Below are 23204 nucleotides of genomic sequence, written 5' to 3'. Positions count from 1 at the left end.
GATGATGCCAGCCGCTCAATGCGGCTGCGGTTCAAGGCCGGCTTCGGGCTCGTCGCCCTTGGCGGCAGGCCGCGCGCCGGCCTTCGGAACGGCCGAGCCGCGGCTCGGCGGCGAATCATCGCCGAGATCACGGGACGGCTTCTCGCCGCGGATCAGCGCCTTGATCTCTTCACCGGTTAGCGTCTCGTATTCGAGCAGACCTTCGGCAAGCGCGACGAATTCGTCGTGCTTATCAGTCAGGATCGTGCGCGCCTGCGTATAGGCTTCGTCGATCAGGCGCCGCACTTCGTTATCGATCTTCTGCGCGGTGGCTTCCGAAACATTCTTCGACTGCGAAACCGAGTGGCCGAGGAAGACTTCCTGCTGGTTCTCGCCATAGGCAACCTGACCGAGCTGGTCGGAGAAGCCCCATTGCGTCACCATGGCGCGGGCAAGCTTAGTCGCCTGCTCGATGTCGGAGGACGCACCCGAGGTGATGTTCTCCTTGCCGAAGGTGAGTTCTTCAGCGACACGGCCGCCCATCATGATGCAGAGGCGCGAAACCATCCACTTGTAGCTCATCGAGTAGCGGTCGCCCTCGGGAAGCTGCATGACCATGCCGAGTGCACGGCCGCGCGGAATGATCGTCGCCTTGTGCAGCGGATCGGCGACGGCGACGTTCAGCGCGGTGATGGCGTGACCGGCCTCATGGTAAGCGGTGAGCTTCTTTTCCGCCTCGGTCATGGCCGAGGAGCGGCGCTCGGCGCCCATCATGATCTTGTCCTTGGCGTCTTCGAATTCCTGCATGGTGACGACGCGCTTGTTGCGGCGGGCGGCCATCAGGGCGGCTTCGTTGACGAGGTTCATCAGATCGGCGCCGGAGAAGCCGGGCGTGCCGCGGGCAAGAACCTTGAGATCGACATTCGGCGCCAGCGGAACGTTGCGGGCATGCACCTTGAGGATGCGCTCGCGGCCGACGATATCGGGGTTCGGCACGACGACCTGACGGTCGAAACGGCCGGGACGCAGCAGCGCCGGGTCGAGCACGTCGGGGCGGTTGGTGGCGGCGATCAGGATCACGCCTTCATTCGCCTCGAAGCCATCCATCTCGACCAGCAGCTGGTTCAGCGTCTGCTCACGTTCGTCATTGCCGCCGCCGAGACCGGCGCCGCGATGACGGCCGACGGCATCGATTTCGTCGATGAAGATGATGCAGGGCGCATTCTTCTTCGCCTGCTCGAACATATCGCGCACACGGCTAGCGCCGACGCCGACGAACATTTCGACGAAGTCGGAACCGGAAATGGTGAAGAAGGGCACGTTGGCTTCGCCGGCAACCGAGCGGGCGAGCAGCGTCTTACCGGTGCCCGGAGGACCGACGAGCAGCACGCCACGCGGGATCTTGCCGCCGAGACGCTGGAACTTCTGCGGATCCCGCAGGAATTCGACGATTTCTTCGAGATCCTGCTTGGCCTCGTCGACACCGGCGACGTCTTCGAAGGTGACACGGCCATGCGCTTCGGTGAGAAGCTTGGCCTTCGACTTGCCGAAGCCCATCGCGCCGCGCGAGCCGCCCTGCATCTGCCGCATGAAGAACAGCCAGACACCGAGGATGAGAAGCATCGGCAGCAGCGTTCCGAGGTAGCTCAGAAAGCCGGAGGACCCATCGGTCTCCGGACGCGCAGTGACGGCAACGTTTTTGGCCTGCAGGCGATCGAGCAAGCTGTCGTCGATGACGGGCGAATAGGTCTGGAAGTTGTTGTTGTTCTCCAGATAAGTTCCGCTCAGCCGATTGCCGGTGACGACGACATCCTTCACGCGGCCCGCATCGACCTCACGCAGGAACTGCGAATAAGGGATTTCGCGGGAGCCCGTCTGCGCCGGCGCCGTCTGAAACATACTGAAAAGGGCGATCAGCAGAAGCGCTATGATCGCCCACAAGGCGAAGTTACGTAAGTTAGGGTTCATTGAACTCCCCAGCACTGGAACAGCCGCCTCATGGCGACCGTCTTATTCTTCTCTAACATAGGGTTGCGCCGTGCGATTGCCAAGGCGATCCCCCAGGTCAGATGGTTTTTCCGTCAATACTTCTTAAAGGCGGCCTCGCATAGGGCGCCGTCGCGAAAACCGCCGAAAGCTTGTTGGCAAAGATGAAATCAAATCGTGTCAAAAAGCGGTCGAAGGGTGCGAAATAGGGCGTTAGGTCGATCCGACGGGCGGATTCTGGAGATAGAAGAACTTCTTCGACGGCAAAAGCCGGCGCTGAGGCGACGGCCCGCTTCCATGCCGCCTTGGGCAGGCCCCTGCCCTCTCCTCCCTCATTCCTGTGCTCGTCACAGGAATCCAGCGCGCCCAAGGCCTTGGGCGCAGAAGACTCGTCCTGTTTTGTAGAGTCATTCACCGCGCCGACGCGCGGTGGCTGGATTCCTGTGACAAGCACAGGAATGAGGGAGGAGCGGGCGGCCTGCGCCTCTATCCTTATAGTCACTCCCGAGCGGTTTGCGGCTTCAAATCTCCGGTCCCACACCCCCGTCTCCCCGGGACGCAGAGTCAAAGGCACGATCCCCCGGCTCTCGCGCGTGAGATAAAGCCCATCCCGCCTCAGGTCGAACACCACTCTGCCGACAGTCATCCGCCCCAACTCCCCACTGGTGACAAATGCGAGAAGGCGCTCCATCTGTACCCTCCCCGGCGCAAACGGCTGTCCGCCGAAAACCGCTGTCAGGCGGCCGAGCGCATAGTCGAGAACGGCGCGATCCTGGCGCAACCCGTCAGGCATCACTTGCCCGAGCAGGCGGCCGTGAAGCCTGAAATGACGATCCAGCCATTCCGCTCCCTCGGCCGAAAGAGCCTGTCGCTCTTTCCAAATAGCGCGAATATTCCTCTCGGCACCGGCATCGGCCAAAAGCTGCCGGCGCACCCGCACACGCTCGTACTTTACATCTTCATTGCTCGGATCGTCGATCCACCCCACGCCCCGCTCTTTGAGGAAAGCCCGGATATCGGCCCGGCTGGAAAAGAGGAGCGGCCGCAAAATCCAGAAACGCCGGTCGAAGAGCACCCCATCGGCAATACCTGATGAAACCTGTTCCGTTCGCACGCCGCGCATGGCAAGTGTTTCGCGCTGGTCGTCGTATGAGTGTCCGGTGACGATGAGATCGGCGCCAAACGCTTCCGCCGCTTCGGCGAGCAAGCCGTAACGCGCCTCGCGGGCCGCGGCCATGATGCCGGTTTTCGGCTTGTCGCCTCGCCAGGTCATGATGGTGTGGGCAATGCCAAGCGACGTGCAGAGGGCTGCGACGTCTCGCGCCTCGTCTGCGGAGCCGGCGCGCAACGCATGGTCGACGGTCGCAGCACATAGGGAGATGTTGAGATGCGGCGCGGCCTTCACGGCTTCATCGAGAAGGAGAAGCAGGCCGGTGGAGTCGCTGCCGCCCGATATCGCGACGAGAATGCGTGCGGGGCTTTGAAGCGACGTGAGAAACTGGAGGATCGCCTCTGGCGGCGATAAGCCTTCCGGAGACATGCCGGAAGACCTTAGCAGGCGAGGCGCTTCTGTTCGCTCGCAACCTTGCTTATGACGGCACGCGATGCCTTCGGATAACGCTTCGACACTTCGCGCAGCGTCGCACAGGCCGTCTCGGTATTGTCGAGCGCGGCAAGCGACATGCCGAGTTTCAGCAGCATCTCGGGCGCCTTTTCCGATGTGCCGTATTTCTGATGTGCATTGAGGAAGGTTTTGGCCGCCTCATTGTACTTGCCTTGCGAATAGAGTGCTTCGCCGAGCCAGAAATTGGCGTCCGCGGCCCGCGCGCTGCTCGGGTAGCGGGTGATGTACTGGGTGAATTCCTGTTCGGCCGTGCTGTAATCGCCTGACAAGACGTGGCCATAGGCAGCCTTGTACTGATCGGCCTCGCCGCCGAGCGAGGCAGTCTGTTGCGGCGCGCCGGGATTGGCATCGGGGACAGGGCCGGAGCCCACGCCCGCATTTTTATCGACGGTTCCGCCGACCGGATTGCCGTTCTGATCGAAATCGATCGAGCCGAGTTCCTTCGGCGGCTGGCCGAGGCCGCTATTGCTGGGCACATTGGTGGAGGGAGCCGTTTCGGCTCCCTGCGGTGCTTGGATCACTCTGGCAACGTCGTCGCCGCCGGAAGCCGCCGGGGCGGTATCGGTCTCGCTCTTTTTGACAGGAGCTTTGGCACCGCCGCCGCCGCCGCCGGTTTTCTCCAGCTGCTGGAAGCGGAATTCATTGTCTTCCTGTTGCTTGCGGATCGTCTCCTGCATCTGCAGCAGCTGGAAGCTCATCTCCTCGATCCGGCCGTTCAGCTGCCGCAGCTGCTCTTCGAGCTGCTGCACGCGAACCTCGGCATCGCCGCTCTGCACCTTGACAACAGGCGGCGCCGACTGGTTTTCCGCGGACCGGCCGCCGAGATGCAGCCCAAAGAACGAGGCAGAATAGGCCGCCCGTTCGCTCCCGGTCACAGCCGCGAGGCACAGCATGCCTGCCACGACAAGTTTCTTCATATGTATCGTCCTGTCCCAGTGATTCTTCGCACCTCGATGGCACGAACAGGAGATTTTTCCAATTGCTGTCAAAAAGCAACGGAGTCTGGCCAAAGTGTGGTCAAAAAGAAAGGCGGCCCCCGAGAGGACCGCCTTTCCGAAAGCAAACGAAATCGGCAGATTACATGCCGGCGCCGCCGAGAACCGTGACGGCGCGGCGGTTCTGCGACCAGCAGGAAATATCGTCGCACACGGCAACCGGACGTTCCTTGCCGTAGGAAATCGTCTTCAGGCGCTGCGCCGGAACGCCTCGCGAAGCGAGATAATCCTTGGCGGCAGCCGCGCGGCGGGCACCGAGCGCGAGGTTATATTCGCGCGTGCCGCGTTCGTCGGCATGGCCTTCGACGGTGATCTGGTAGTTCGGGTAGCGGGCGAGCCACTGCGCCTGACGGTCGAGCGTCTGCGAAGCATCGGCGCGGATCGACGAGGAGTCGGTATCGAAGAAGATGCGGTCGCCGACATTGACCGTGAAGTCCTGGGCCGAGCCCGGCGTCGCGGAGCCACCGGCACCGCCCGCGCCGAGGCCGAGATCGCCGGCGCTGTTCGGCGGCTTCTTGGCGCAGCTCGCAAGGGCGAGGCCGGCGACAAGCGCGATCATGACGGGGTTGCGGGCGAAATTCTGCATGCGGCTCATTGCCGGGGTATGAATTCGGCTCATGGCCGGTCTCCTTGCGGGTTCATCAGGGTTTCCGGACAGTAACCGCACTCGGTTAACCGCCCCTCAAAAATCATGGTTAACGAATTACTGATTTGTCCCTTGGTCGCTCGATTCCATGACTTTGGGACGACATGAAGGCAGCAGCGCATCGCCTACTCCATAAGCGGCGACCAGGCCGGGTCGGAACCGTAGCTCGGCGTCTTCACAAGCTGCTCGTTATAACCGGTAAGATCGATCGAATAGAGCTGCGGACCGCCTGAGCCTGCCGCCTGGCGGAAGAACATCAGCACGCGGCCGTTCGGCGCCCAGGTCGGGCCCTCATTGTGGAAGCCGGTCGTCAGAATGCGCTCGCCCGAACCATCCGGTTTCATCACGCCGATCGAAAACTTGCCGCCAGCCTGCTTGGTGAAGGCGATGAGATCGCCGCGCGGCGACCAGACTGGGGTCGAATAGGAGCCGTCACCGAAGGAAATACGGGTCTGGCCCGAGCCGTCGGCGTTCATCACGTAGATCTGCGGCTTGCCGCCACGGTCGCTTTCGAAGCTGACGCGCGCGCCGTCAGGCGAATAGGAAGGCGAAGTGTCGATCGCAGCCGTCGAGGTCAGGCGCGTCGTCGTGCGTGAGCGCAGATCCATCGTATAGATGTTGGAATTGGCGTCCTGCTGCAGGCTCATGATCACCTTCTGACCATCCGGTGAAAACCGCGGCGAGAAGGTCATGCCGGGAAAATTGCCGACCACCTCACGCTGCCCGGTTTCCAGCTGCAGCAGATAGACCCGCGGCTGCTGGTTGGCAAAGGACATATAAGTGACTTCCTGCCGGCTCGGCGAGAAGCGCGGCGTCAGCACGAGATCGCTGCCATCCGTCAGCATCCGCACGTTGAAGCCGTCCTGGTCCATGATCGCCAGCTGGCGCTTGCGCTGCTGCTTGGTGCCGGATTCGGAGACAAAGACGACACGAGTGTCGAAATAACCCTCTTCGCCGGTGATCTGCTTGTAGATCGCATCGGCGATGATGTGGGCCACACGGCGCCAGTTCTCCGGCTGCGTATAGAACTGCTGACCGGTCATCTGCTGCCCGGCGAACGGGTCCCAGAGCCGGAATTCGGCGCGAAGGCGGCCATCCGCTTCCTTGGTAACCCGGCCGGTGACCAGCGCCTGGGCATTGATAACCTTCCAGTCCTCGAAGCGCGGCGCGGCATCCGGATTGGAGATCTTTTCGATAAAGGCCGTCTTGTTGATCGGGGCAAACAGGCCGGAACGCTGCAGGTCAGCGGCGATGACCTGCGAGACCTGCGCGCCTATGTCGCCCTGGAAGTCAGTCACCGCAATCGGCATCGGCTGGACATTGCCTTTTCGAAGGTCAAGGGTGACCAACGCGTTCGCCGGGGTCGTAAAGGCTGCAGCCCCAATCAGGCCTGCAATGACCATCAGAGCGCGGATGAGGGAACACTTGACCATATCAAACAAGCCTTTCAGCATCTAATGGGTAGGACCGCTGGTGTCGAAGTTCAAAATGACTTCCTTCCAGCCATCGTATTTATCTTTTGGAAGCATTGTAAAAGGAGCTGCACGGCGAATTGCCCGAACGCCGGCAGCGGCAAAGCTTTTCCGCGTGCGCTCACTTCCACCACTGGCCTTAACGTCAGGGACGCCGACAATCTGGCCGTCTCTATCCAGCTTCATATGGATCGTCGCATATACATTGCCGTCGTCGTTCATTCTGCCATCGACAAAGAAGTTATTTTCGATCGCATCCCGCATTGCATCGATCTCCGCCCCAGTGAGATGCGTCGGAGTGGCACTGTCATTCGCTCGACCGGTCGTTTCAGCATCCGCGTTGAATGGAAAGATGGAGCAGCCGACGATCCCTGTCAGCGCGATGTACAGTCCGAAAGACTTCGCGACATTGAATGGATTCCTCGGCATTTAAATTCCCATATCGCTGGGATTAAAGTTAAGGACGACCTCGTTCCACACGTCATACTTGTCCATCGGAAGCGTCGTGCGGAACGAGGGAGCAGATTTCATCACGGCACGGTAAGCGCCACTCTCCAGCGCACGACGCGTTGAATCGGTGCTGCTTCCGCCGGAAGACTCGATCTCAGGCTGGCCGATAATGTTTCCATCTTTGTCGAGCTTGAAGTGCACCTTGATGACCATGCCGGAAACGCCTTCCATTCCGGGCGTGACTAGCCAGTTGCCCTCGATCAAACCCTTTAGCGCATCTTCTTCGCTTTGGCTGAGCTTCGAGCCGCTATTGCTCTTCTTTGCACCCAGCGAGGCCTCCTGTGTCGAGCGCTTGGCGCCGCCGGCGGAAGGATCGGTCTTGTTCAGCAGCGCCGCGACCTCGTCGGCGTTGAAATCGCTTTTCATCGATGAAGCGGACTTCGCCACTTCCTGCTTCTTGTCCGCCTTCTTCTTGTCGGTCGGCGTGTCGGCGGTCTTCGGCTGGTCCGCAGTCTTTTCCGGTGGCTTTTCGGCGGGCTTCTGTGGTTCCGGCGGCTTCACCTGCGGCTTGACAACCGGCGTCGGCACCTTGTCCGGCAATGCTTCCGCATCCGGCTTCGGCGGTTCCTCAGGCTTGGCCTGTTCTTCCGGCGGCTTTTCCTCCGGCTTCGGCGGCGTCACTTCGACGGGCTTCGGCGGCGGAATGGAAGCGACTTCCTTCGGCTGCTCGACCTCGGTCTCTTCCTTGTTGACTTCCTTGACGTCGTTCGGCTTGGGATCGATCTTCGGCAGCGGCTTTTCGCTCGAATTCGCCGCGGCAGCCTCGCTATTGCTGGGCTTGGCGTTCGGCACCGGCGGCGTCTTCAGGTCGACATTGTTGTCGCCGGCATTCTCGGCCGGCTGCGCAATCGGCGGCCGTGTCGTCGGCACCGGTGCGGAAGTCTCCTTCTTCGGAGCCTTCTTGTCGCCCTGCTGCATCTGGGTGATGGATTCCACCGGCACGAGATCGACCGGCATCGCCTCGAAATCCTCCACCTTGAAGGATTCAGGCGCGCTGAGCGATACCATCGCCCAGGTAAGCACCAGACAGTGCAGAACAGCAGATGTGACGACGCTGGTCTTCATCTTGAACGCTATTGGTCCTTCTTCTGCTGCGTCACCAGGCCGATATTCTTGAAGCCTGCGCCCTGAATACGGGCCATGACGTCGGCGATGACGCCGTAGGGCGCCGTCGCGTCGCCGCGCACGAAGATCCGTTCGTTATAACCGGTAGTGGCGATCGCCTCGAGCTTGGCGGCGATCTCGGCGGCCGGGATCGGCGTTTCCTGCAAGAACACTTCGCCGTCGTTCTTGACGGAGATGGTGATCGGCTGCGTCTCGGAATTCAGCGCCTTAGCCTGCGTTTCCGGCAGGTCGATCGGCACGCCGACGGTCATCATCGGTGCCGCGACCATGAAGATGATCAAAAGCACAAGCATGACGTCGACGAGCGGCGTCACGTTGATTTCGGAAATTACGGCCTTGTTCCGACCGCCGCGACGGCGGCGTCCGCCGCCCCCGCCGCCATTGCCTCCAACAGCCATACCCATGTCAGTATACTCCGCTGGTTACTGAGCTGCAGCGCGCGGCTGCAGCTTCTCGTCGATCTGGCGCGAAAGTATGGCGGAGAATTCATCCGCGAAACCTTCCATGCGGCCCGAGAGCTTGCCGGCATCGGCAGAGAACTTGTTGTAGGCGATAACCGCAGGAATAGCGGCGACGAGGCCGATTGCGGTGGCAAGCAGCGCTTCGGCGATACCGGGCGCGACGACGGCAAGGTTCGTCGACTTCGAACCGGCAATCGCCTGGAACGATGTCATGATACCGACGACGGTGCCGAAGAGGCCGATGAACGGACCGGCCGAACCGATCGTTGCCAGCGATCCGAGGCGAGCGCCGAGAAATTCCGATTCGCGTGACAGCGTCACATCCATCGCCCGGTCGATACGCATCTGCAGGCCGATCGGCGAACGGGCGCCGCGCTCGAAGGATTTTTTCCATTCGCGCATGGCGGCCACGAAAATCGCTGCCAGGCCGGTATTGTTGCGTTCCGACAGTGAGCGGTAGAGTTCTTCCAGCGACTGGCCGGACCAGAAGACCTGCTCGAACTTGTCGAACTGGCGCCGTGCTCGGCCATAGGCCAGGTATTTGTCGATGACGATCGCCCAGGTCCATACCGAGGCTGCGATAAGCCCGAGCATAACGAGCTTTACGACGATACCGGCCTGCATGAAAAGCGACCAGAGGCTGACGTCCGTCGTTGCTGCTGCCAATCCTACTTGTTCCATTGATCCAAAATCCCCGAATCCAAACGCCCGGTGCTGGACCGGGCGGCACAAATTGATCTCGCAAGAAGTGTCCGGTGGCCGCCGCCCAAAGCCCTGGTCAAGCTTCCAAGCTCATCTTCCGCCTTCTTGCCGTCAAATTTGGTCAAAGGAAGGCGTGCACCGCACAAACTCCGACTTTCCCAGTAAGACACTATTATGGTTAATAGATCGTTAGTGACGAACTGTGACAGTAAGCCTGTGTCTGGAAGATTTCGTTCCATGGTTTACTTGACCGGAGCAAGATCCGGCTGCCGAAAGAGCGCTCATCCTGCGGCGCGGGAATTCCTTCACATAAAACTCAAGTTTTGACAAGCCTGAATTCCGGGTGATTCGCGGCTATAGCGGCGTGCTGCCTTCCAGGAATTTCGCCGCCAGTGTTTCCGGCAGCCGCCTTGGCCGCCCCCTGGCGTTGATGACGGCGATGATCACCTTGGCTGATATCAGCAGCGTCCCGCCCGAGCGGATCTGCTGATTGAGCACCATCTTGGCGCCGCCGGCTTTTTCCGTGTGGGTCAGGATCGTCAGCATGTCGTCCATGCGCGCCGGGCTCTTGAAATCGATCTCCATGCGGTGGACGACGAAGACGAGGCCCTCCTCGTCGGCGCTGACCAGTTCGCGCTGCTCGACGCCGAGGCAGCGCAGATAATCGGTCCGGCCGCGCTCGAGGAAATGCAGGTAGCGGGCGTGATAGACCAGGCCGGAGAAATCCGTATCTTCGTAATAGACCCGCTGGACGAGGCGGTGTCCGGCCTCGGTCAGCTCTCCCGAAATGGAAAAAGGGCGCTCCGTCATAATTTTCTCCAAACTGAAGTGCCCTCTTTGGCGCAACGATTGCCCACAGGCAAGCATTCAATGCCCCGACCGGCAGGCTTTGGATGTGCCGCCGGCAGGCATTGAATGCCTGTCATAATTCCTAACTATCCCCGGTATTGAGCGACAGATCAGGAGACGATGTGATGAAGATTGCGGTTATGGGCGGAGACGGTTTCATTGGCTGGCCAACGTCGCTGCATCTCTCCGATGCCGGGCATGACATTCATATCCTCGACAATCTCTCACGCCGCTGGATCGATACGGAACTTGGCGTTCAGTCGCTGACGCCGATGGATTCGATCCAGGAGCGCACCCGCATCTGGCATGCCGAAACCGGGCGCCGCATCCACTTCAATCTGATCGATCTCGCCAAGGATTACGAACTGCTGAAGAACTGGCTTTCCGAACACCGCCCGGATGCCGTCATCCATTTCGCCGAGCAGCGGGCCGCGCCCTATTCGATGAAAAGCGACCGCCACAAGAATTACACTGTCAACAACAACGTCAGCGCCACGCACAACCTCTTGAACGCGCTGACCGAACTCAATCTCGACGCCCATCTCATCCACCTCGGCACGATGGGCGTCTACGGCTATTCGACTGTCGGCGCGGCGATCCCCGAAGGTTATCTTTCGGTCGGCATCGAAACCGCCGCCGGCGCGACGGTCAGCCAGGAGATCCTCTATCCATCCAATCCCGGCTCAATCTACCACATGACCAAGTGCTTGGATCAGCTTCTCTTCCAGTTCTACGCCAAGAACGACGGGTTGAGGATCACCGACCTGCACCAGGGCATCGTCTGGGGCACCCATACCGAGCAGACGCGCCGCCATGCGCAACTGATCAACCGCTTCGATTACGACGGCGATTACGGCACGGTGCTGAACCGTTTCCTGATCCAGGCGGCGATCGGCTATCCGCTGACGGTGCACGGCACCGGCGGCCAGACCCGCGCCTTCATCCATATCCAGGATTCGGTGCGCTGCATCGAATTGGCTTTGAGAAATCCGCCCGCCCGCGGCGCCCGCGTCGAAATTTTCAACCAGATGACGGAAATCCATCGGGTGCGCGATCTTGCCCAGATGATCGCGGGGATCAGCGGCGCCGACATCGCCTGGCTGCCCAATCCACGCAAGGAAGCCGCCGAGAACGAACTGATCGTTCACAACGAGAAATTCCGCAATCTCGGCCTCGAACCGATCACGCTGGAAACAGGCCTGCTCGGCGAGATCGTCGATGTCGCAAAGAAATTCGCCTATCGCGTCGACCGCTCGCGCGTGCCGGCCGTCTCCGCCTGGACCAGGGATATCGCCGCGACGATCAACCACGATCCGGAAGGCAAACGGCTGAAGTCGGTGTCATGAGTGCTGAGCGATGACGAAGGCTAGAAAGGCCGCGGCTTGCTCCCTCTTCTCCCCAGCGGGGAGAAGGTGGCCCGGAGGGTCGGATGAGGGGGCCACACGGCACGCCTTTCATTGCCCTTCGCTTGCGCTCGGCGCACTCGCTCCTGTCGGCGCTCACCCCCTCATCCGCCTGCCGGCACCTTCTCCCCGCTGGGGAGAAGAGACATGCAGCAACGCCTTGCCGTCTCTCCTCCGCCGGAGCAAGACATATCGAGGCAGTCGAACCCGATGAACCGCTCGTCCGTATTCGCCTACGTCACCCTCGTCACCAACGCCGACTACGCCAAGGGCGCCACCGCCCTGGCGAATTCTCTCCGTCGCACCGACACCACCGCCGACATCGTCGTCCTTCACACCGGCGGGGTCGATGCAACCGCCCTCGCCCCGCTCGCGACCCTCGGCTGCCGCCTGATCGAAGTCGAGCACCTGCCGCTGTCTGCCGCCTTCAACGAACGCCATGCGCGCGGCCAGCTCCATTCGGCAGCCCCCTTCACCAAGGGCCGCAAGCCGGATTTTCATTCGCCGCTCGACAATTTCTGCAAGCTCAGGCTGTGGCAGCTCATCGAATACGAACGCTGCGTCTTCATCGACGCCGATGCCCTGGTGCTGAAGAACATCGACAGGCTTTTCCTCTATCCGGAATTCTCAGCCGCGCCCAATGTCTATGAAAGCCTCACCGACTTCCACCGCATGAATTCCGGCGTCTTCGTCGCCACCCCATCGCATGACACATTTCGGCACATGCTCGAAAGCCTCGACAGGCCGGACACCTTCTGGCGGCGCACCGATCAGACCTTTCTCCAGACGTTCTTCCCGGATTGGCACGGCCTGCCGGTTTATTTCAACATGCTGCAATATGTATGGTTCACCATGCCGGAGCTTTGGGACTGGAAGAGCATTTCGATCCTGCACTACCAATATGAAAAACCGTGGGAAAAGAATCATCCCAAGGCAGCGCGGCTACAACCTTTGATCGATTTGTGGCACCGTTTCCACGACAACGGCGATGTGCCCGAGATCGCGGCGCTGGACAATCCGGAAGGGGCAGCATGAAGGTATTGGTATCTGGCGGAACGGGTCTCGTCGGCCGCTATGTCGTCGAGGAACTGCTGGCTGCCGGATATCAGGTGATCGTCGGCGGACGCCGGGCGCCACCGCCCCGCCTGTTCTCCCGCCCAGTCGAGTTCGCAGCGCTTTCGCTCGATCCCGACAAGGATCAGATCGATATCTTCGACGACGCCTATTTCTTCGTTCATGCCGCTTTCAGCCATATCACCGGCAAATACCGCGGCGGCGAGGGCGACGATCCGAAGAGTTTTCACAGGCTGAATCTCGACGGCAGCGTCCGGCTTTTCGACGCCGCCAAACGCGCCGGCACGCGCCGCTGCGTCTTCATCTCAAGCCGTGCCGCCTATGGCGAACATCCTGCCGGAACCGAGCTTGCGGAAACGATGCTGGCCAAGCCCGAAACGCTCTACGGCCAAGTCAAACTCGATGCCGAACGCGCGCTGGCCCACCTCTCGACGCCGGGTTTTGCCGGCGTAAGCCTGAGGGCGACTGGCGTCTACGGCGATCTCTCGCCCAACAAATGGGACGGCCTCATCGCCGACTATCTCGCCGGCCGGCCGGTCGTTGCGCGTGCGGGAACGGAGGTTCACGGCCGCGACCTCGGGCGTGCGGTACGGCTGATGCTGGAGACGGACAGCACCCGCATCTCCGGCGAGGTCTTCAACGTCTCGGACATATCGGTCGACACGCGCGATATCCTTTCGCCTATCCGGCGCGAGACCGGCTGTCGGCACATGCTGCCGCCCCCCGCCGACAGGACGGCACTCAATCCCATGAGCACGGCGAAAATCGGTGCGCTCGGCTGGACGCCGGGCGGAGCCGCACTGTTCGAGGAGGCGATGCACCAACTCGCCGCGGCGCTCCCGACACCTCCGGAACACAGGTCCACACAAGTCTGACGTTGCAAGATACGACCAATTGCAATCGGGGACCCGAATTATCGGGGGATTGTCCATGCAGGTCGCAACCACGTCTGCCTCCATCATCTTGCGCGGCACGTCTTCGACGGCGGCCATATCTGCCACCGGAAACGAGACCGATCAGGGTGTGCTGAAGCTGCAGCGCAGCGCCCAGACGCTGCAACAGATGCGGCAGACCTCGGCGAATTCCGAAGACGAAGCCAAGACGAAGGCGCAACGCAAGCTGGAAGAGGCAAAGCAGCAGCTGGCGATGCTGCGCAGCTCCAACATGCCGCCCGAGGTGGTTGCCCGTCTGGCCGCCGAACTGGCGCGCAAGGTCGGTACCGCCGCCTCCGAATTCGCATCATCAGTCGCGGCCGACAGCCCGGCCGCCGTCGCTTCGGTGGACGCAACCACGGATGCAACGGCCGCGACGACTGAGGCTGCGCTGACGGATACCTCAGGAAAAACCGCGGTTGAAAAGGCCGGCGCACAGGAACCGGACGCCGCCGCCAGCGCCCGCAAGGCCTATCAGAGCGTGGCCGAAGACGCCCCACGATTCTCGGGCATCTCCGCCGATGATCGAGACACGATGAAAGAGTTCAAGGCGGTCGTGCGCGATCTCAAGCAATTGCTCGAAAAGGCAATGCATGACCTGCGCCAGCAGAACCGGCAAACCGGGGTGAACGCCATTCCAGATATGGCAGGTTTCTCCATCGCCACCGCGACAATACCGACAAGCATCGTCGTCTGATCTTCGGCCGCATCCCCCGACAGGCGTGAAACGGGCGCAGCGCTGTCGCATCCGGCATTTGCATCGGACATCCAGCCGTCTATGCTCGCTTGAACTTTTCCTATCCGGCGGATCGAATGACCGTGAAAGAACTGAAAACGCAGCTGCGCAATGAACGACTGTCGGCGCGCGACGCCATTTCTTCTGAGAAGCGCGCCGCCAAAAGCCTTGCGATGGCCGATCATGCCGGCGAGGCGGTTGGTTTTGCGCTGGGCACAATCGTCTCCGGCTTCCTGCCGATCCGTTCGGAAGCTGATCTCCGGCCGCTGATGGCGCGCTTTGCCCTGCGCGGTGCGCGGCTCTGCGTGCCGGCGATCCTCGACCGGCAGACAATCGTCTTTCGCGAGCTGGCGGAGGGTGCCCCGCTTGTCGATACCGGTTTCGGCACGGTCGGCCCGGGCGACGATGCCGCCATACTCGATCCGGAAATCATGCTGGTGCCGCTTTCAGCCTTCGATGCCCGCGGCCACCGCATCGGCTACGGCGCCGGCCATTACGACCGCGCCATCAGCCGGCTGAGGCAAAAAGGCTTGCATCCCAAGCTGATCGGCATTGCATTCGACTGCCAGGAAGTGGCACATGTGCCGGACGAGCCGCATGACATAAGCCTGGATGCCATCCTGACAGAAAGCGGCCTTCGCTTTTTTGCCTCTTGGATTGGATAGGGAATGCGGCTGCTTTTTCTGGGTGACATGGTCGGCAAGACGGGACGCACGGCGGTCTGGGACCGCCTGCCCGGCCTGATCTCCGACCTCAAACTCGATTTCGTCGTCGTCAACGGCGAGAATGCCGCAGGCGGCTTCGGCATCACCGAGGACATCTTTCTGGAAACGATCAATGCCGGCGCCGATGTGGTGACGACGGGTAATCACGTCTGGGACCAGAAGGAAGCCGTCGCTTTTGCCGGGCGGCACGATCAATTCCTGCGGCCGGCCAACTATCCGCAAGGCACGCCCGGCCGCGGCTCCGGGCTGTTCTATGCCAGAAACGGCGCGCGCGTGCTCGTTGCCAACGTCATGGGCCGGGTCTTCATGCATCCGGAACTCGACGACCCCTTCAAATCGGCGGAAGTGATTCTCGACGCCTGCCCGCTGAAGGAGCAGGCCGATGCGATCATCTTCGATTTTCATGCGGAAGCGACCAGCGAGAAGCAGTGCTTTGGCCATTTCGTCGACGGCCGCGCCAGTTTCGTCGTCGGCACCCACACGCATGTGCCGACAGCCGACGCGCAGATCCTGAACGGCGGCACCGCCTATATGTCGGATGCCGGCATGTGCGGCGACTATGATTCCTCGCTCGGCATGGATAAGGAAGAGCCGCTCAACCGCTTCATCTCCAAGATGCCGAAGGGCCGCATGGAAGCGGCGAGCGGGCCGGCGACGATCTGCGGCGTCGGCGTGGAGATTTCCGACAGCACGGGGTTGGCCGAAAAGATCGCGCCGCTCCGGCTCGGACCGCGGCTGGCCGAGACGGTGCCGGAGTTCTGGCGCTAGCCTCTCGTGTAGCCAACACGCAATCGTGAGCATTCCTAGTCTGGACCGCTGCGACCTCATGCCGCATCCTCCCGCCGCCAATTCAAAGTGGTAGAGCGCCGGAGGGCTGGCATGAAGCCGCAATATCTCGTCCTCGCTATCGCATGCCTTGCGGTCTTCGCCGCGGCCGGTCCTGCCGGGACGCAGGAACAGCGAACGCCCATCAGCCAGTGCCAGGCGATCGCCGAGACTATCCCGAAGGTAATTTTCGCCAGCTTTTCCAGCGCCGCGCCGCTGACGCCTGCCGTTTCCGAGGGCGAAGAGGTCAAGCTCACGTATCTCGGCCATTCCACCTTCGAGATCGACACCCCTGGCGGCATCGTCATCGCGACAGACTATAATGGCTGGTACAGGCCGGCGACGATGCCGGATGTCGTGACCATGAACAAGGCGCACACGACCCACTTCACCTTGGCGCCCGATCCAGGCATCAAACATGTACTGCATGGCTGGAGCGAGATTCCGGGCGAGAAGGCCAACATCAATCTCGTTGTCGGCGATGCCTATATCCGCAATGTCCCCACGGATATCCGCTTCAGCTACGGCCTCGGCGGAGCGCATGAGAACGGCAACTCCATTTTCATCTTCGAGATCGCCGGCCTCTGCATCGGCCATCTCGGCCACCTGCACTATGAATTGACGGATGCCCATTACACCGAGATCGGCCGCCTCGACGTCGTCATGGTCCCGGTCGATGGCGGCCTGACCATGGGCGCCGACAGCATGAGCCGCGTCATCAAGCGGCTGCGCTCGTCGTTGATTTTGCCGATGCATCGGCGCGGCCCGCCGGTCGAAGCCTTCATCTCGATGTTCGGCAAGGATTTCGACGTCGCCAACGCGCCCGATGACAGTATCACCGTCTCCCTGCGGAGTCTGCCGAAAAAGCCGCTGATCTATGTCCTGAAAGGTGTGCAGTAAAAGAGGCCCGGAAGCATCCGGGCCAGTGCAATCAAGCGAACTGCAGATGGCGCCTGATGCCGATGTCAGGCGTCTTGTCGTCGTCGAGATTGGCCTTGGCGATCTCCCAGCCGAACTTCAGCGTGCTGCCTGTGGAAACCCAGATCGCGGCATCGTCGACATGCAGGGACAACATGGTGAGCCTGGGGTCCTTCTTGCCGCCGTCATACCAGGCCGCGACGATCGAACTCCAATATTCCTCGATCTTGGCAGGGTCGGGACGCACGTCGATCACACCGGCTAGGCAGGCATGATAGTCGTGATCCTTGCCGATGACGCAGAAATGCGCGCGGCTGCCTGGCTTGATGGCGCGCACGATGTCGGCATCGGTCTTGGTGTAGAACCAGATCGTGTTGGTGGTGGGATCGGCATGCGGCGCCATGGGTTGCATGTGCATATCCAGCCCGGAAATTCCGAGCATGCCGGCATGAACATCGTTGACCTGATCCCAGAGCTGACGTGCTGGCTGCTCCTGCGCATCGCTGAGACTTGCCATGACCGTTCCTTTCCGTTGAATGGAGTTCTTGAAACGTCATCCCCTCGCCTTTGTTCCCCGCAGAGGCAGCGGGACGACGCGGTCTTTTCAGCGTGCGGGAATATGCGATAGTGCGCCCGAACGAGAAAAGATCACCATGCGAACAAAATATTCGATTCTGGCTTTGGTTTTTTGCGCAGCTTTTACGCCAACAGTCCTTGCGGCAGAAAAGACCTTCAAGCCCGACGAGAATGGCCAAGTCGTCTTCGTCACCCCAACAAGGAATATCGGCTGCGTCTATACGCCAAAGGGCGGCGTTGAAATGTATGTTCCCGAAGACGGCGGTCCGGAGCTTGCCTGCGAACGCAAAGAGCCGCTCTACGTCCGCCTTATCCTGTCGGCAAGCGGCAAGGCCTTTATCTTCGAGATGGAAGGCGATACCGCCTGCTGCAGCGATGACCATATTCTCGACTATGGCGATAGCTGGAGGGGCGGACCCTATTCCTGCACCTCCGACACGGAGGGGCTGCGTTGCCAACGCCGGGACGGACATGGTTTCTTGGCCAGCCGCAAGCGATTGACGGTTGACTGAGACGGGCGACGGGTGTGCGCATCGTACGGCAAATCCACCGCTTTTTCCTTGAACGGGTGCCGTTTCGCTCTTATAAGGCGGCCCATTCCGAACAATGAGACGTGAACAGGGGTGCCATGGCTGGCCATTCACAGTTTAAAAACATCATGCACCGCAAGGGCCGTCAGGATGCCGTGCGGTCGAAAATGTTCTCCAAGCTTGCGCGCGAAATCACCGTAGCCGCCAAGGCCGGCCTGCCCGACCCGATGATGAACGCCCGTCTTCGCCTGGCGATCCAGAACGCCAAGGCCCAGTCCATGCCGAAGGACAATATCGACCGCGCCATCAAGAAGGCAGCCGGCGCCGACGGCGAAAACTACGATGAAGTCCGCTACGAGGGTTACGGCCCAGGCGGCACGGCGATCATCGTCGAAGCCCTGACCGACAACCGCAACCGCACCGCCTCCAATGTCCGCTCGATCTTCACCAAGGCCGGCGGAGCGCTTGGCGAAACCGGTTCGGTCTCCTTCTCCTTCGACCATGTCGGCGAAATCACCTACAAGCTTTCCGTCGGCGATGCCGACAAGATGATGGAAGCCGCAATCGAAGCCGGCGCCGACGATGTCGAGACCGACGACGAAGGCCACTACATCACCTGCGGTTTCGAAGCCCTCGGCGAAGTGGCGAAAGCGCTGGAAGCAAACCTCGGCGAAGCCGAAACCGTCAAGGCCGTCTGGCGCGCCCAGAACAATGTGCCGGTGGACGAGGAAAAAGCCCAGTCGCTGATGAAGCTCATCGACAGCCTGGAAGACGATGACGACGTGCAGAACGTCTATTCCAACTTCGAGGTCTCGGAAGAAGTTCTGGCAAAGCTCTCGGCCTGATTCTCCTCAATCGATTATTCATGGAAAACCCGGCCGTGACGCCGGGTTTTTTATGCCGAGCTGTGCCTTTGCGAGCCTATGCCGCGGCGCGCGTGAAATTTCCCAAGCCGGCAAACAATTCCACCGATCTCAGCCGGGTTTCGATATCGTGGATCGGCATCGAGATGATCACCTCGTCGGCCTGCGTTTCCTTGAGAAACTCCGTTAGTTTCGCCTCCGCCGTCTTCGGCGACCCGACCACTGCGTAGCGCAGCGTATGCTCGACGTTCATCTTCTCCATCGGCGACCAGAAATTTTCCATATCGGCCACCGGGCGCGGGAACGGGCCGCGGACATTGCGGCGCAGGTTGACGAATTGCTGCTCGGCCGAGGTGAAATGGTAGCGTGCCTCCTCGTCCGTCGCCGCCACCGCGCCCATGACGCCGACCATCACATAGGGCTTATCGAGTGTTGCCGAGGGCTGGAAGCGGTCGCGGTAGATCGCAATCGCATCGAGCAGCATGTCGGGCGCGAAATGCGAGGCGAAGGCATAGGGAAGCCCGAGCATGGCGGCTAGTTGGGCGCTGTAGAGGCTTGAGCCGAGCAGCCAGATCGGGATGTGTGAGCCATTGCCGGGAACCGCGAGGATCGCCTGGTTGTCGACCGGCGTGCCGAGCAACTGCTGCAGTTCGACCACGTCGTTCGGAAAGCTATTGGCGCCGGCCTCGAGATTGCGCCGTAGCGCCTGTGCCGTGCGCATATCCGTCCCCGGCGCGCGCCCGAGGCCGAGATCGACGCGGCCCGGAAAGAGCGCTTCCAGCGTGCCGAACTGCTCGGCGATGACGAGCGGCGAATGATTGGGCAGCATGACGCCGCCGGAGCCGATGCGGATACTCTTCGTCGCCGCCCCGACATGACCGATGACGACAGCGGTGGCCGCACTGGCGATCCCCGGCATGCCGTGATGCTCGGCGAGCCAGAAGCGCTTGTAGCCGAATTCCTCGGCCTTGCGAGCCATCCGCGCCGAGCTCTCGAGAGACTGGCTGACGGTGCTGCCATCGGCAACGGGGGAAAGGTCGAGTATGGAGAAGGGAACCATGGGAAACCTGCCGGGCAAGTGAAGGATGCAGCCTATGTAGGTTCGCGCCCGCGCCATTCCAAACCATGCGCGCAATCAAAAGGGCCGCGCGAGCGCGACCCTTTTTTGCAATACTGGAAATGGTGACTACCGATGGCGGCGGAGCACATGCACCTCGGCGCTCGGCGTGTGGTGGTCAGGCGGCAGCGTGAAATTGCCGAGCTGGCGGTCCATTTCCAGTGCCTCCGTCGCCAGCCGGTGGATCGCAGCCGTGGTCTCCTCGACCATCGAGGCGTTCTGCTGCGTCATCGCGTCGAGTTCGGCGACAGCGCTGTTGATCTCCCGCAGCGTATTGGCTTCCTCGCGCGTCGCACCCATGATGTCGTTGATCTGTGCGTTGATCGCCTCGACACGGGCACCGATGCCGGTCAGCGCAACGCCCGCTTTTTCCACAAGCGACACGCCGCTTTCGACCTCATGCGTCGATTTCTGCAGCAGGCTGGAGATCTCCTTTGCTGCACTCGACGAGCGCTGGGCCAGTTCGCGCACTTCCATGGCGACAACGGCGAAGCCCTTGCCCGATTCACCGGCGCGCGCCGCCTCGACGCCGGCATTGAGCGCCAGGAGGTTGGTCTGGAAGGCGATGTCGTCGATGACCGAGATGATCGTGTTGATCTGGCGCGAGGAGGTCTGGATTGCCTCCATCGCCGCGATCGTCTCGCGCATGATCTGGCCGGAGCCGGTCGTCTCTTTCTTGGCGTCGCGGGCGATGCGCTCGGCCTGTTCGGCCCGTTCGATCTGCTGGCGGACGGACTGGGTGATGGCGCTGATCGCATTCGCCGTCTCGGTGATCGAGCCGGCCTGGCGCTCGGTGCGGCCGGCAAGCTCGTCGGCGCCGGTGCGCATCTCCTCGGAGCCGGCGCGCACCGCCATCGAGTTGCCGCCGATTGCCGTCATGGTTTCACTCAGCGTCGCAAGCGCCTCGTTGAAATTGACGCGCAGGCTTTCGAGCTCGTTCGGGAAACGGGTGTCGATCTGGTAGGCGAGATCGCCGGCCGCCAGATGGTGCAGGCCCTCATCGATCGCTCCGACCACCTGCTGCAGCGTCTTGGCCTCGGCTTCGCGCTCGGCCAGATTCTGCTGGCGGTCTTGTTCGGCCTGCAGGCGCGTTTCTTCGCTGGCAGCTTCGAGTTCGCGGCTTTCGATCAGCGACTGGCGGAAACGGGCAAGCGCGTTCGCCATCGTGCCGATCTCGTCCTTGCGGTTGAGGCTGCCGATCTCGCTATCGAGCTTACCGTCCGCAACATCGCGGGTGACGCCGGCAAGCCGCGCAAGCGGCGAAAACAGGAAATTGGTGACGAGGCCGGTGGCCACCGCCATGACGACGAGCACGCCGATGCCGATCATCGTCAGCAGCGTGGCGATCTCGATCGAGCCGGCATTGAGTTCACTCAAGAGCACGCTTTCGACAACGAGGAAGCGGTCGCCGCGGTAGTCGATGCCGCGGACATAGGCGCGGGCCGGCCCGTCCGCCCTGTCGAAATCGGCAACCGTCATCGCCGAACTGGCAAGCGCGTCCTTGATGAAGGTGAAAGGGGTCGCATCGAGCGTCGCGAGCTTGCCGCTCGGGTCGAGGCCGACTGCCGAGCCGTCACCGGAAACGATCGCCGCCCGCGCCGTGCTGTCCTGGACGATGCCCTTGCCAAGGATGCTGGTGACGATGTCGTCGCGCACCTTGAAGAGGAAGATGCCCTTGGCCGCCCCGAGCTTGACGATCGGCACGGCATAGAAGATTGTCGATTTGCCGCTGGCGGCATCGACGCGAAGGCCGGAAAAACCTGTCGGCGCGGCGTCGTCGGTCGCCTTGGCGGTATTCTCGATTGCCTTGCCGAAGGCGATGCCGGCGCCGGTTGCCTTCCAGGCGTCCGACTTCAGGTTCTCGGCGAAGTCGTCCTGCTTCTTGTAGGAATAAAGCACGGTGCCGTCGAGATCGGCGATCAGCAGGTCGCTGAAGGCGGTATCCTCCAGATCGCGGGCGACTTCGCCCTGCGTCTTCTCGTGGTTCGAATAATAAAAGCCGCTCGGCCCTTCCGGCTTCATCAGCTTCTCGCGCTGGTCAGCCGGGTTGGGATTGCCCGCAATAAAAACCTTCTTCAATTCGGCGCGGGCGTCGCCCGAGGTCTTCTCGATCGTCTTCCAGCCGCTCTTCAGGCTGGTGATCGACATCTGCAGCGCTTCGATGCGCGCGATGGAATTCGCCTGGTTCTCGAGCTGCGTCAGCTGGTCCTGCAGCATGTCGCCGCGAAAGATCAGCACGCTCTCCTTGGCCTTCAGCGCCTGCTCGTCGGAGATCCGGCTGCTGGCGAAATAGGCAAGTACGTCGATCACGGCAATCGACAGCACAGTCAGCAGAATGAATGTGGCAATGACCTTGAAGGACAGGGACTGAAATCTCTGAGCCATGTACGACGAACCCCTCTGACGCACCTGCCGGCGTGGGCACGCAGCGCATGCCTGATCGACCGATCTTTGAACAGAACATCGGGGGGCTTATCTCCTTGCGACACGAGACCCCCTTCGTATTTGACACTAGAATTCAAGCATCTGTTTTAATTCGCGGTAAATGGAGGGTCTTAAATCCGAGAATGTTTTTGTTTTGTTCACATATCGATGGCAGTTATTTCGCAGTCGCTATAGGTTGAACCATGCAAAATACGATTCGCATCATCGGCATCGATCCCGGCCTTCGTCGCACCGGCTGGGGAATCATCGACACGCTGGGCAATTCCCTGCGGTTTGTGGCCTCCGGAACCGTGACCTCCGATGGCGACATGGATCTCGCCTCCCGCCTCTGCCAGCTGCATGACGGCCTGGCGGAGGTCGTCCATACTTACAAGCCGGATGAAGCCGCCGTCGAACAGACCTTCGTCAATAAGGATGCGGTGGCGACCCTGAAGCTTGGCCAAGCCCGCGGCATCGCCATGCTGGTGCCGGCGCGCGCCGGGCTGCACGTCTCAGAATACGCCCCGAATGCCGTCAAGAAGGCGGTCATCGGCGTCGGCCATGGTGAAAAACATCAGATTCACATGATGTTGAAGATCCTGATGCCGAAAGTCGAATTCAAGGGCGACGATGCCGCCGACGCCCTGGCGATCGCCATCTGCCATGCCCACAACCGCGGGAGCAACCGGATGCGGCAAGCACTGGCCGGCTAATCTGTTCTTGACTTGTTCC

General features: G+C 61.3%; 23 protein-coding genes. 10 read left to right on the top strand and 13 right to left on the bottom strand.

The window, feature by feature from the left end; all coding sequences use genetic code 11:
• Nucleotides 1-15 precede the first annotated feature (15 nt).
• From ftsH to ybgC, 10 genes are all read right to left on the bottom strand, one after another.
• Nucleotides 16-1947 (bottom strand): ATP-dependent zinc metalloprotease FtsH, encoded by a 1932-nt coding sequence (ftsH, locus tag ATY75_RS11810; RefSeq protein WP_003590353.1) that lies wholly within the window; start codon nucleotides 1945-1947, stop codon nucleotides 16-18.
• A 97-nt stretch (nucleotides 1948-2044) separates the two neighbouring features.
• Nucleotides 2045-3505 (bottom strand): tRNA lysidine(34) synthetase TilS, encoded by a 1461-nt coding sequence (tilS, locus tag ATY75_RS11805; protein WP_088937668.1) that lies wholly within the window; start codon nucleotides 3503-3505, stop codon nucleotides 2045-2047.
• A gap of 11 nt (nucleotides 3506-3516) precedes the next feature.
• Entirely contained in the window at nucleotides 3517-4506 is a 990-nt protein-coding gene (ybgF, locus tag ATY75_RS11800) for a tol-pal system protein YbgF (RefSeq protein ID WP_088937667.1), read from the bottom strand.
• Nucleotides 4507-4666: 160 nt separating this feature from the next.
• A complete protein-coding gene (gene pal / locus ATY75_RS11795) occupies nucleotides 4667-5203 on the bottom strand; it encodes a peptidoglycan-associated lipoprotein Pal (RefSeq protein ID WP_064840603.1) in 537 nt (178 codons plus the stop codon).
• Between the two features lie 152 nt (nucleotides 5204-5355).
• Nucleotides 5356-6663, bottom strand: a complete 1308-nt coding sequence (gene tolB, locus ATY75_RS11790; RefSeq protein WP_088937756.1) for a Tol-Pal system beta propeller repeat protein TolB — start codon at nucleotides 6661-6663, stop codon at nucleotides 5356-5358.
• 21 nt (nucleotides 6664-6684) lie between these two features.
• Nucleotides 6685-7131, bottom strand: a complete 447-nt coding sequence (locus tag ATY75_RS11785) for a cell envelope integrity protein TolA (RefSeq protein ID WP_088937666.1) — start codon at nucleotides 7129-7131, stop codon at nucleotides 6685-6687.
• Complete coding sequence (locus tag ATY75_RS11780; RefSeq protein WP_088937665.1) at nucleotides 7132-8277, bottom strand: hypothetical protein; 1146 nt, start codon at nucleotides 8275-8277, stop codon at nucleotides 7132-7134.
• Between the two features lie 8 nt (nucleotides 8278-8285).
• On the bottom strand, nucleotides 8286-8741 hold the full coding sequence (tolR, locus tag ATY75_RS11775) for a protein TolR (RefSeq protein ID WP_003566333.1): 456 nt from the start codon (nucleotides 8739-8741) through the stop codon (nucleotides 8286-8288).
• An 18-nt stretch (nucleotides 8742-8759) separates the two neighbouring features.
• The gene (gene tolQ, locus ATY75_RS11770) at nucleotides 8760-9479 is read right to left on the bottom strand and encodes a protein TolQ (RefSeq protein ID WP_003582115.1); all 720 of its coding nucleotides are present in this window, start codon (nucleotides 9477-9479) and stop codon (nucleotides 8760-8762) included.
• 375 nt (nucleotides 9480-9854) lie between these two features.
• Nucleotides 9855-10310 (bottom strand): tol-pal system-associated acyl-CoA thioesterase, encoded by a 456-nt coding sequence (ybgC, locus tag ATY75_RS11765; RefSeq protein WP_088937664.1) that lies wholly within the window; start codon nucleotides 10308-10310, stop codon nucleotides 9855-9857.
• Nucleotides 10311-10474: 164 nt separating this feature from the next.
• On the opposite strand from ybgC, the gene ATY75_RS11760 reads away from it, so the two are divergent.
• The 7 genes from ATY75_RS11760 to ATY75_RS11730 all read left to right on the top strand — a co-directional run bounded on the left by ATY75_RS11760 (nucleotide 10475) and on the right by ATY75_RS11730 (nucleotide 16944).
• Entirely contained in the window at nucleotides 10475-11695 is a 1221-nt protein-coding gene (locus tag ATY75_RS11760; protein ID WP_088937663.1) for an NAD-dependent epimerase/dehydratase family protein, read from the top strand.
• 267 nt (nucleotides 11696-11962) lie between these two features.
• Nucleotides 11963-12787 carry a glycosyltransferase gene (locus tag ATY75_RS11755; protein WP_088937755.1) on the top strand — a complete coding sequence of 275 codons (825 nt, stop codon included), beginning with the start codon at nucleotides 11963-11965 and terminating at the stop codon, nucleotides 12785-12787.
• On the top strand, nucleotides 12784-13701 hold the full coding sequence (locus ATY75_RS11750; protein ID WP_088937662.1) for an NAD(P)-dependent oxidoreductase: 918 nt from the start codon (nucleotides 12784-12786) through the stop codon (nucleotides 13699-13701). The genes ATY75_RS11755 and ATY75_RS11750 overlap by 4 nt, the downstream gene beginning before the upstream one ends.
• A 55-nt stretch (nucleotides 13702-13756) precedes the next feature.
• A complete protein-coding gene (locus ATY75_RS11745; protein WP_088937661.1) occupies nucleotides 13757-14455 on the top strand; it encodes a hypothetical protein in 699 nt (232 codons plus the stop codon).
• Between the two features lie 116 nt (nucleotides 14456-14571).
• Nucleotides 14572-15159 (top strand): 5-formyltetrahydrofolate cyclo-ligase, encoded by a 588-nt coding sequence (locus ATY75_RS11740; protein WP_088937660.1) that lies wholly within the window; start codon nucleotides 14572-14574, stop codon nucleotides 15157-15159.
• A 3-nt stretch (nucleotides 15160-15162) separates the two neighbouring features.
• On the top strand, nucleotides 15163-15987 hold the full coding sequence (locus ATY75_RS11735) for a TIGR00282 family metallophosphoesterase (protein ID WP_088937659.1): 825 nt from the start codon (nucleotides 15163-15165) through the stop codon (nucleotides 15985-15987).
• A 111-nt stretch (nucleotides 15988-16098) separates the two neighbouring features.
• Nucleotides 16099-16944 carry an MBL fold metallo-hydrolase gene (locus ATY75_RS11730; RefSeq protein ID WP_088937658.1) on the top strand — a complete coding sequence of 282 codons (846 nt, stop codon included), beginning with the start codon at nucleotides 16099-16101 and terminating at the stop codon, nucleotides 16942-16944.
• A gap of 31 nt (nucleotides 16945-16975) precedes the next feature.
• Here ATY75_RS11730 and ATY75_RS11725 read toward each other — a convergent pair whose 3' ends face one another.
• Nucleotides 16976-17479: a pyridoxamine 5'-phosphate oxidase family protein gene (locus ATY75_RS11725; protein WP_064840614.1), complete on the bottom strand. Its 504-nt coding sequence runs from the start codon at nucleotides 17477-17479 to the stop codon at nucleotides 16976-16978.
• Nucleotides 17480-17507: 28 nt separating this feature from the next.
• On the opposite strand from ATY75_RS11725, the gene ATY75_RS11720 reads away from it, so the two are divergent.
• Both ATY75_RS11720 and ATY75_RS11715 read left to right on the top strand, forming a co-directional pair.
• A complete protein-coding gene (locus ATY75_RS11720; RefSeq protein WP_245317557.1) occupies nucleotides 17508-18050 on the top strand; it encodes a DUF6636 domain-containing protein in 543 nt (180 codons plus the stop codon).
• Nucleotides 18051-18166: 116 nt separating this feature from the next.
• Nucleotides 18167-18913 (top strand): YebC/PmpR family DNA-binding transcriptional regulator, encoded by a 747-nt coding sequence (locus ATY75_RS11715; RefSeq protein WP_088937656.1) that lies wholly within the window; start codon nucleotides 18167-18169, stop codon nucleotides 18911-18913.
• A 76-nt stretch (nucleotides 18914-18989) separates the two neighbouring features.
• Here the strand turns inward: ATY75_RS11715 and ATY75_RS11710 are convergent, their stop codons facing one another.
• The gene (locus ATY75_RS11710) at nucleotides 18990-19991 is read right to left on the bottom strand and encodes an LLM class flavin-dependent oxidoreductase (RefSeq protein ID WP_088937655.1); all 1002 of its coding nucleotides are present in this window, start codon (nucleotides 19989-19991) and stop codon (nucleotides 18990-18992) included.
• 126 nt (nucleotides 19992-20117) lie between these two features.
• Entirely contained in the window at nucleotides 20118-22433 is a 2316-nt protein-coding gene (locus ATY75_RS11705) for a methyl-accepting chemotaxis protein (RefSeq protein WP_088937654.1), read from the bottom strand.
• A gap of 242 nt (nucleotides 22434-22675) precedes the next feature.
• On the opposite strand from ATY75_RS11705, the gene ruvC reads away from it, so the two are divergent.
• Entirely contained in the window at nucleotides 22676-23185 is a 510-nt protein-coding gene (gene ruvC, locus ATY75_RS11700; protein WP_064840618.1) for a crossover junction endodeoxyribonuclease RuvC, read from the top strand.
• Nucleotides 23186-23204: the final 19 nt, after the last annotated feature.

Origin of the sequence: Rhizobium sp. N122 (assembly GCF_002211295.1) — a bacterium.
Classification (GTDB): Bacteria; Pseudomonadota; Alphaproteobacteria; order Rhizobiales; family Rhizobiaceae; genus Rhizobium.
Note: the sequence above shows the minus strand (reverse complement) of the source record. Positions and strands in the feature narration are given on the sequence as shown.

What these genes read in the sequence shown, in the direction of transcription:
- ftsH (WP_003590353.1), bottom strand. Translation starts at nt 1,947, where the DNA reads ATGAACCCTAACTTACGTAACTTCGCCTTGTGGGCGATCATAGCGCTT.
- tilS (WP_088937668.1), bottom strand. Translation starts at nt 3,505, where the DNA reads ATGTCTCCGGAAGGCTTATCGCCGCCAGAGGCGATCCTCCAGTTTCTC.
- ybgF (WP_088937667.1), bottom strand. Translation starts at nt 4,506, where the DNA reads ATGAAGAAACTTGTCGTGGCAGGCATGCTGTGCCTCGCGGCTGTGACC.
- pal (WP_064840603.1), bottom strand. Translation starts at nt 5,203, where the DNA reads ATGAGCCGAATTCATACCCCGGCAATGAGCCGCATGCAGAATTTCGCC.
- tolB (WP_088937756.1), bottom strand. Translation starts at nt 6,663, where the DNA reads ATGGTCAAGTGTTCCCTCATCCGCGCTCTGATGGTCATTGCAGGCCTG.
- ATY75_RS11785 (WP_088937666.1), bottom strand. Translation starts at nt 7,131, where the DNA reads ATGCCGAGGAATCCATTCAATGTCGCGAAGTCTTTCGGACTGTACATC.
- ATY75_RS11780 (WP_088937665.1), bottom strand. Translation starts at nt 8,277, where the DNA reads ATGAAGACCAGCGTCGTCACATCTGCTGTTCTGCACTGTCTGGTGCTT.
- tolR (WP_003566333.1), bottom strand. Translation starts at nt 8,741, where the DNA reads ATGGGTATGGCTGTTGGAGGCAATGGCGGCGGGGGCGGCGGACGCCGC.
- tolQ (WP_003582115.1), bottom strand. Translation starts at nt 9,479, where the DNA reads ATGGAACAAGTAGGATTGGCAGCAGCAACGACGGACGTCAGCCTCTGG.
- ybgC (WP_088937664.1), bottom strand. Translation starts at nt 10,310, where the DNA reads ATGACGGAGCGCCCTTTTTCCATTTCGGGAGAGCTGACCGAGGCCGGA.
- ATY75_RS11760 (WP_088937663.1), top strand. Translation starts at nt 10,475, where the DNA reads ATGAAGATTGCGGTTATGGGCGGAGACGGTTTCATTGGCTGGCCAACG.
- ATY75_RS11755 (WP_088937755.1), top strand. Translation starts at nt 11,963, where the DNA reads ATGAACCGCTCGTCCGTATTCGCCTACGTCACCCTCGTCACCAACGCC.
- ATY75_RS11750 (WP_088937662.1), top strand. Translation starts at nt 12,784, where the DNA reads ATGAAGGTATTGGTATCTGGCGGAACGGGTCTCGTCGGCCGCTATGTC.
- ATY75_RS11745 (WP_088937661.1), top strand. Translation starts at nt 13,757, where the DNA reads ATGCAGGTCGCAACCACGTCTGCCTCCATCATCTTGCGCGGCACGTCT.
- ATY75_RS11740 (WP_088937660.1), top strand. Translation starts at nt 14,572, where the DNA reads ATGACCGTGAAAGAACTGAAAACGCAGCTGCGCAATGAACGACTGTCG.
- ATY75_RS11735 (WP_088937659.1), top strand. Translation starts at nt 15,163, where the DNA reads ATGCGGCTGCTTTTTCTGGGTGACATGGTCGGCAAGACGGGACGCACG.
- ATY75_RS11730 (WP_088937658.1), top strand. Translation starts at nt 16,099, where the DNA reads ATGAAGCCGCAATATCTCGTCCTCGCTATCGCATGCCTTGCGGTCTTC.
- ATY75_RS11725 (WP_064840614.1), bottom strand. Translation starts at nt 17,479, where the DNA reads ATGGCAAGTCTCAGCGATGCGCAGGAGCAGCCAGCACGTCAGCTCTGG.
- ATY75_RS11715 (WP_088937656.1), top strand. Translation starts at nt 18,167, where the DNA reads ATGGCTGGCCATTCACAGTTTAAAAACATCATGCACCGCAAGGGCCGT.
- ATY75_RS11710 (WP_088937655.1), bottom strand. Translation starts at nt 19,991, where the DNA reads ATGGTTCCCTTCTCCATACTCGACCTTTCCCCCGTTGCCGATGGCAGC.
- ATY75_RS11705 (WP_088937654.1), bottom strand. Translation starts at nt 22,433, where the DNA reads ATGGCTCAGAGATTTCAGTCCCTGTCCTTCAAGGTCATTGCCACATTC.
- ruvC (WP_064840618.1), top strand. Translation starts at nt 22,676, where the DNA reads ATGCAAAATACGATTCGCATCATCGGCATCGATCCCGGCCTTCGTCGC.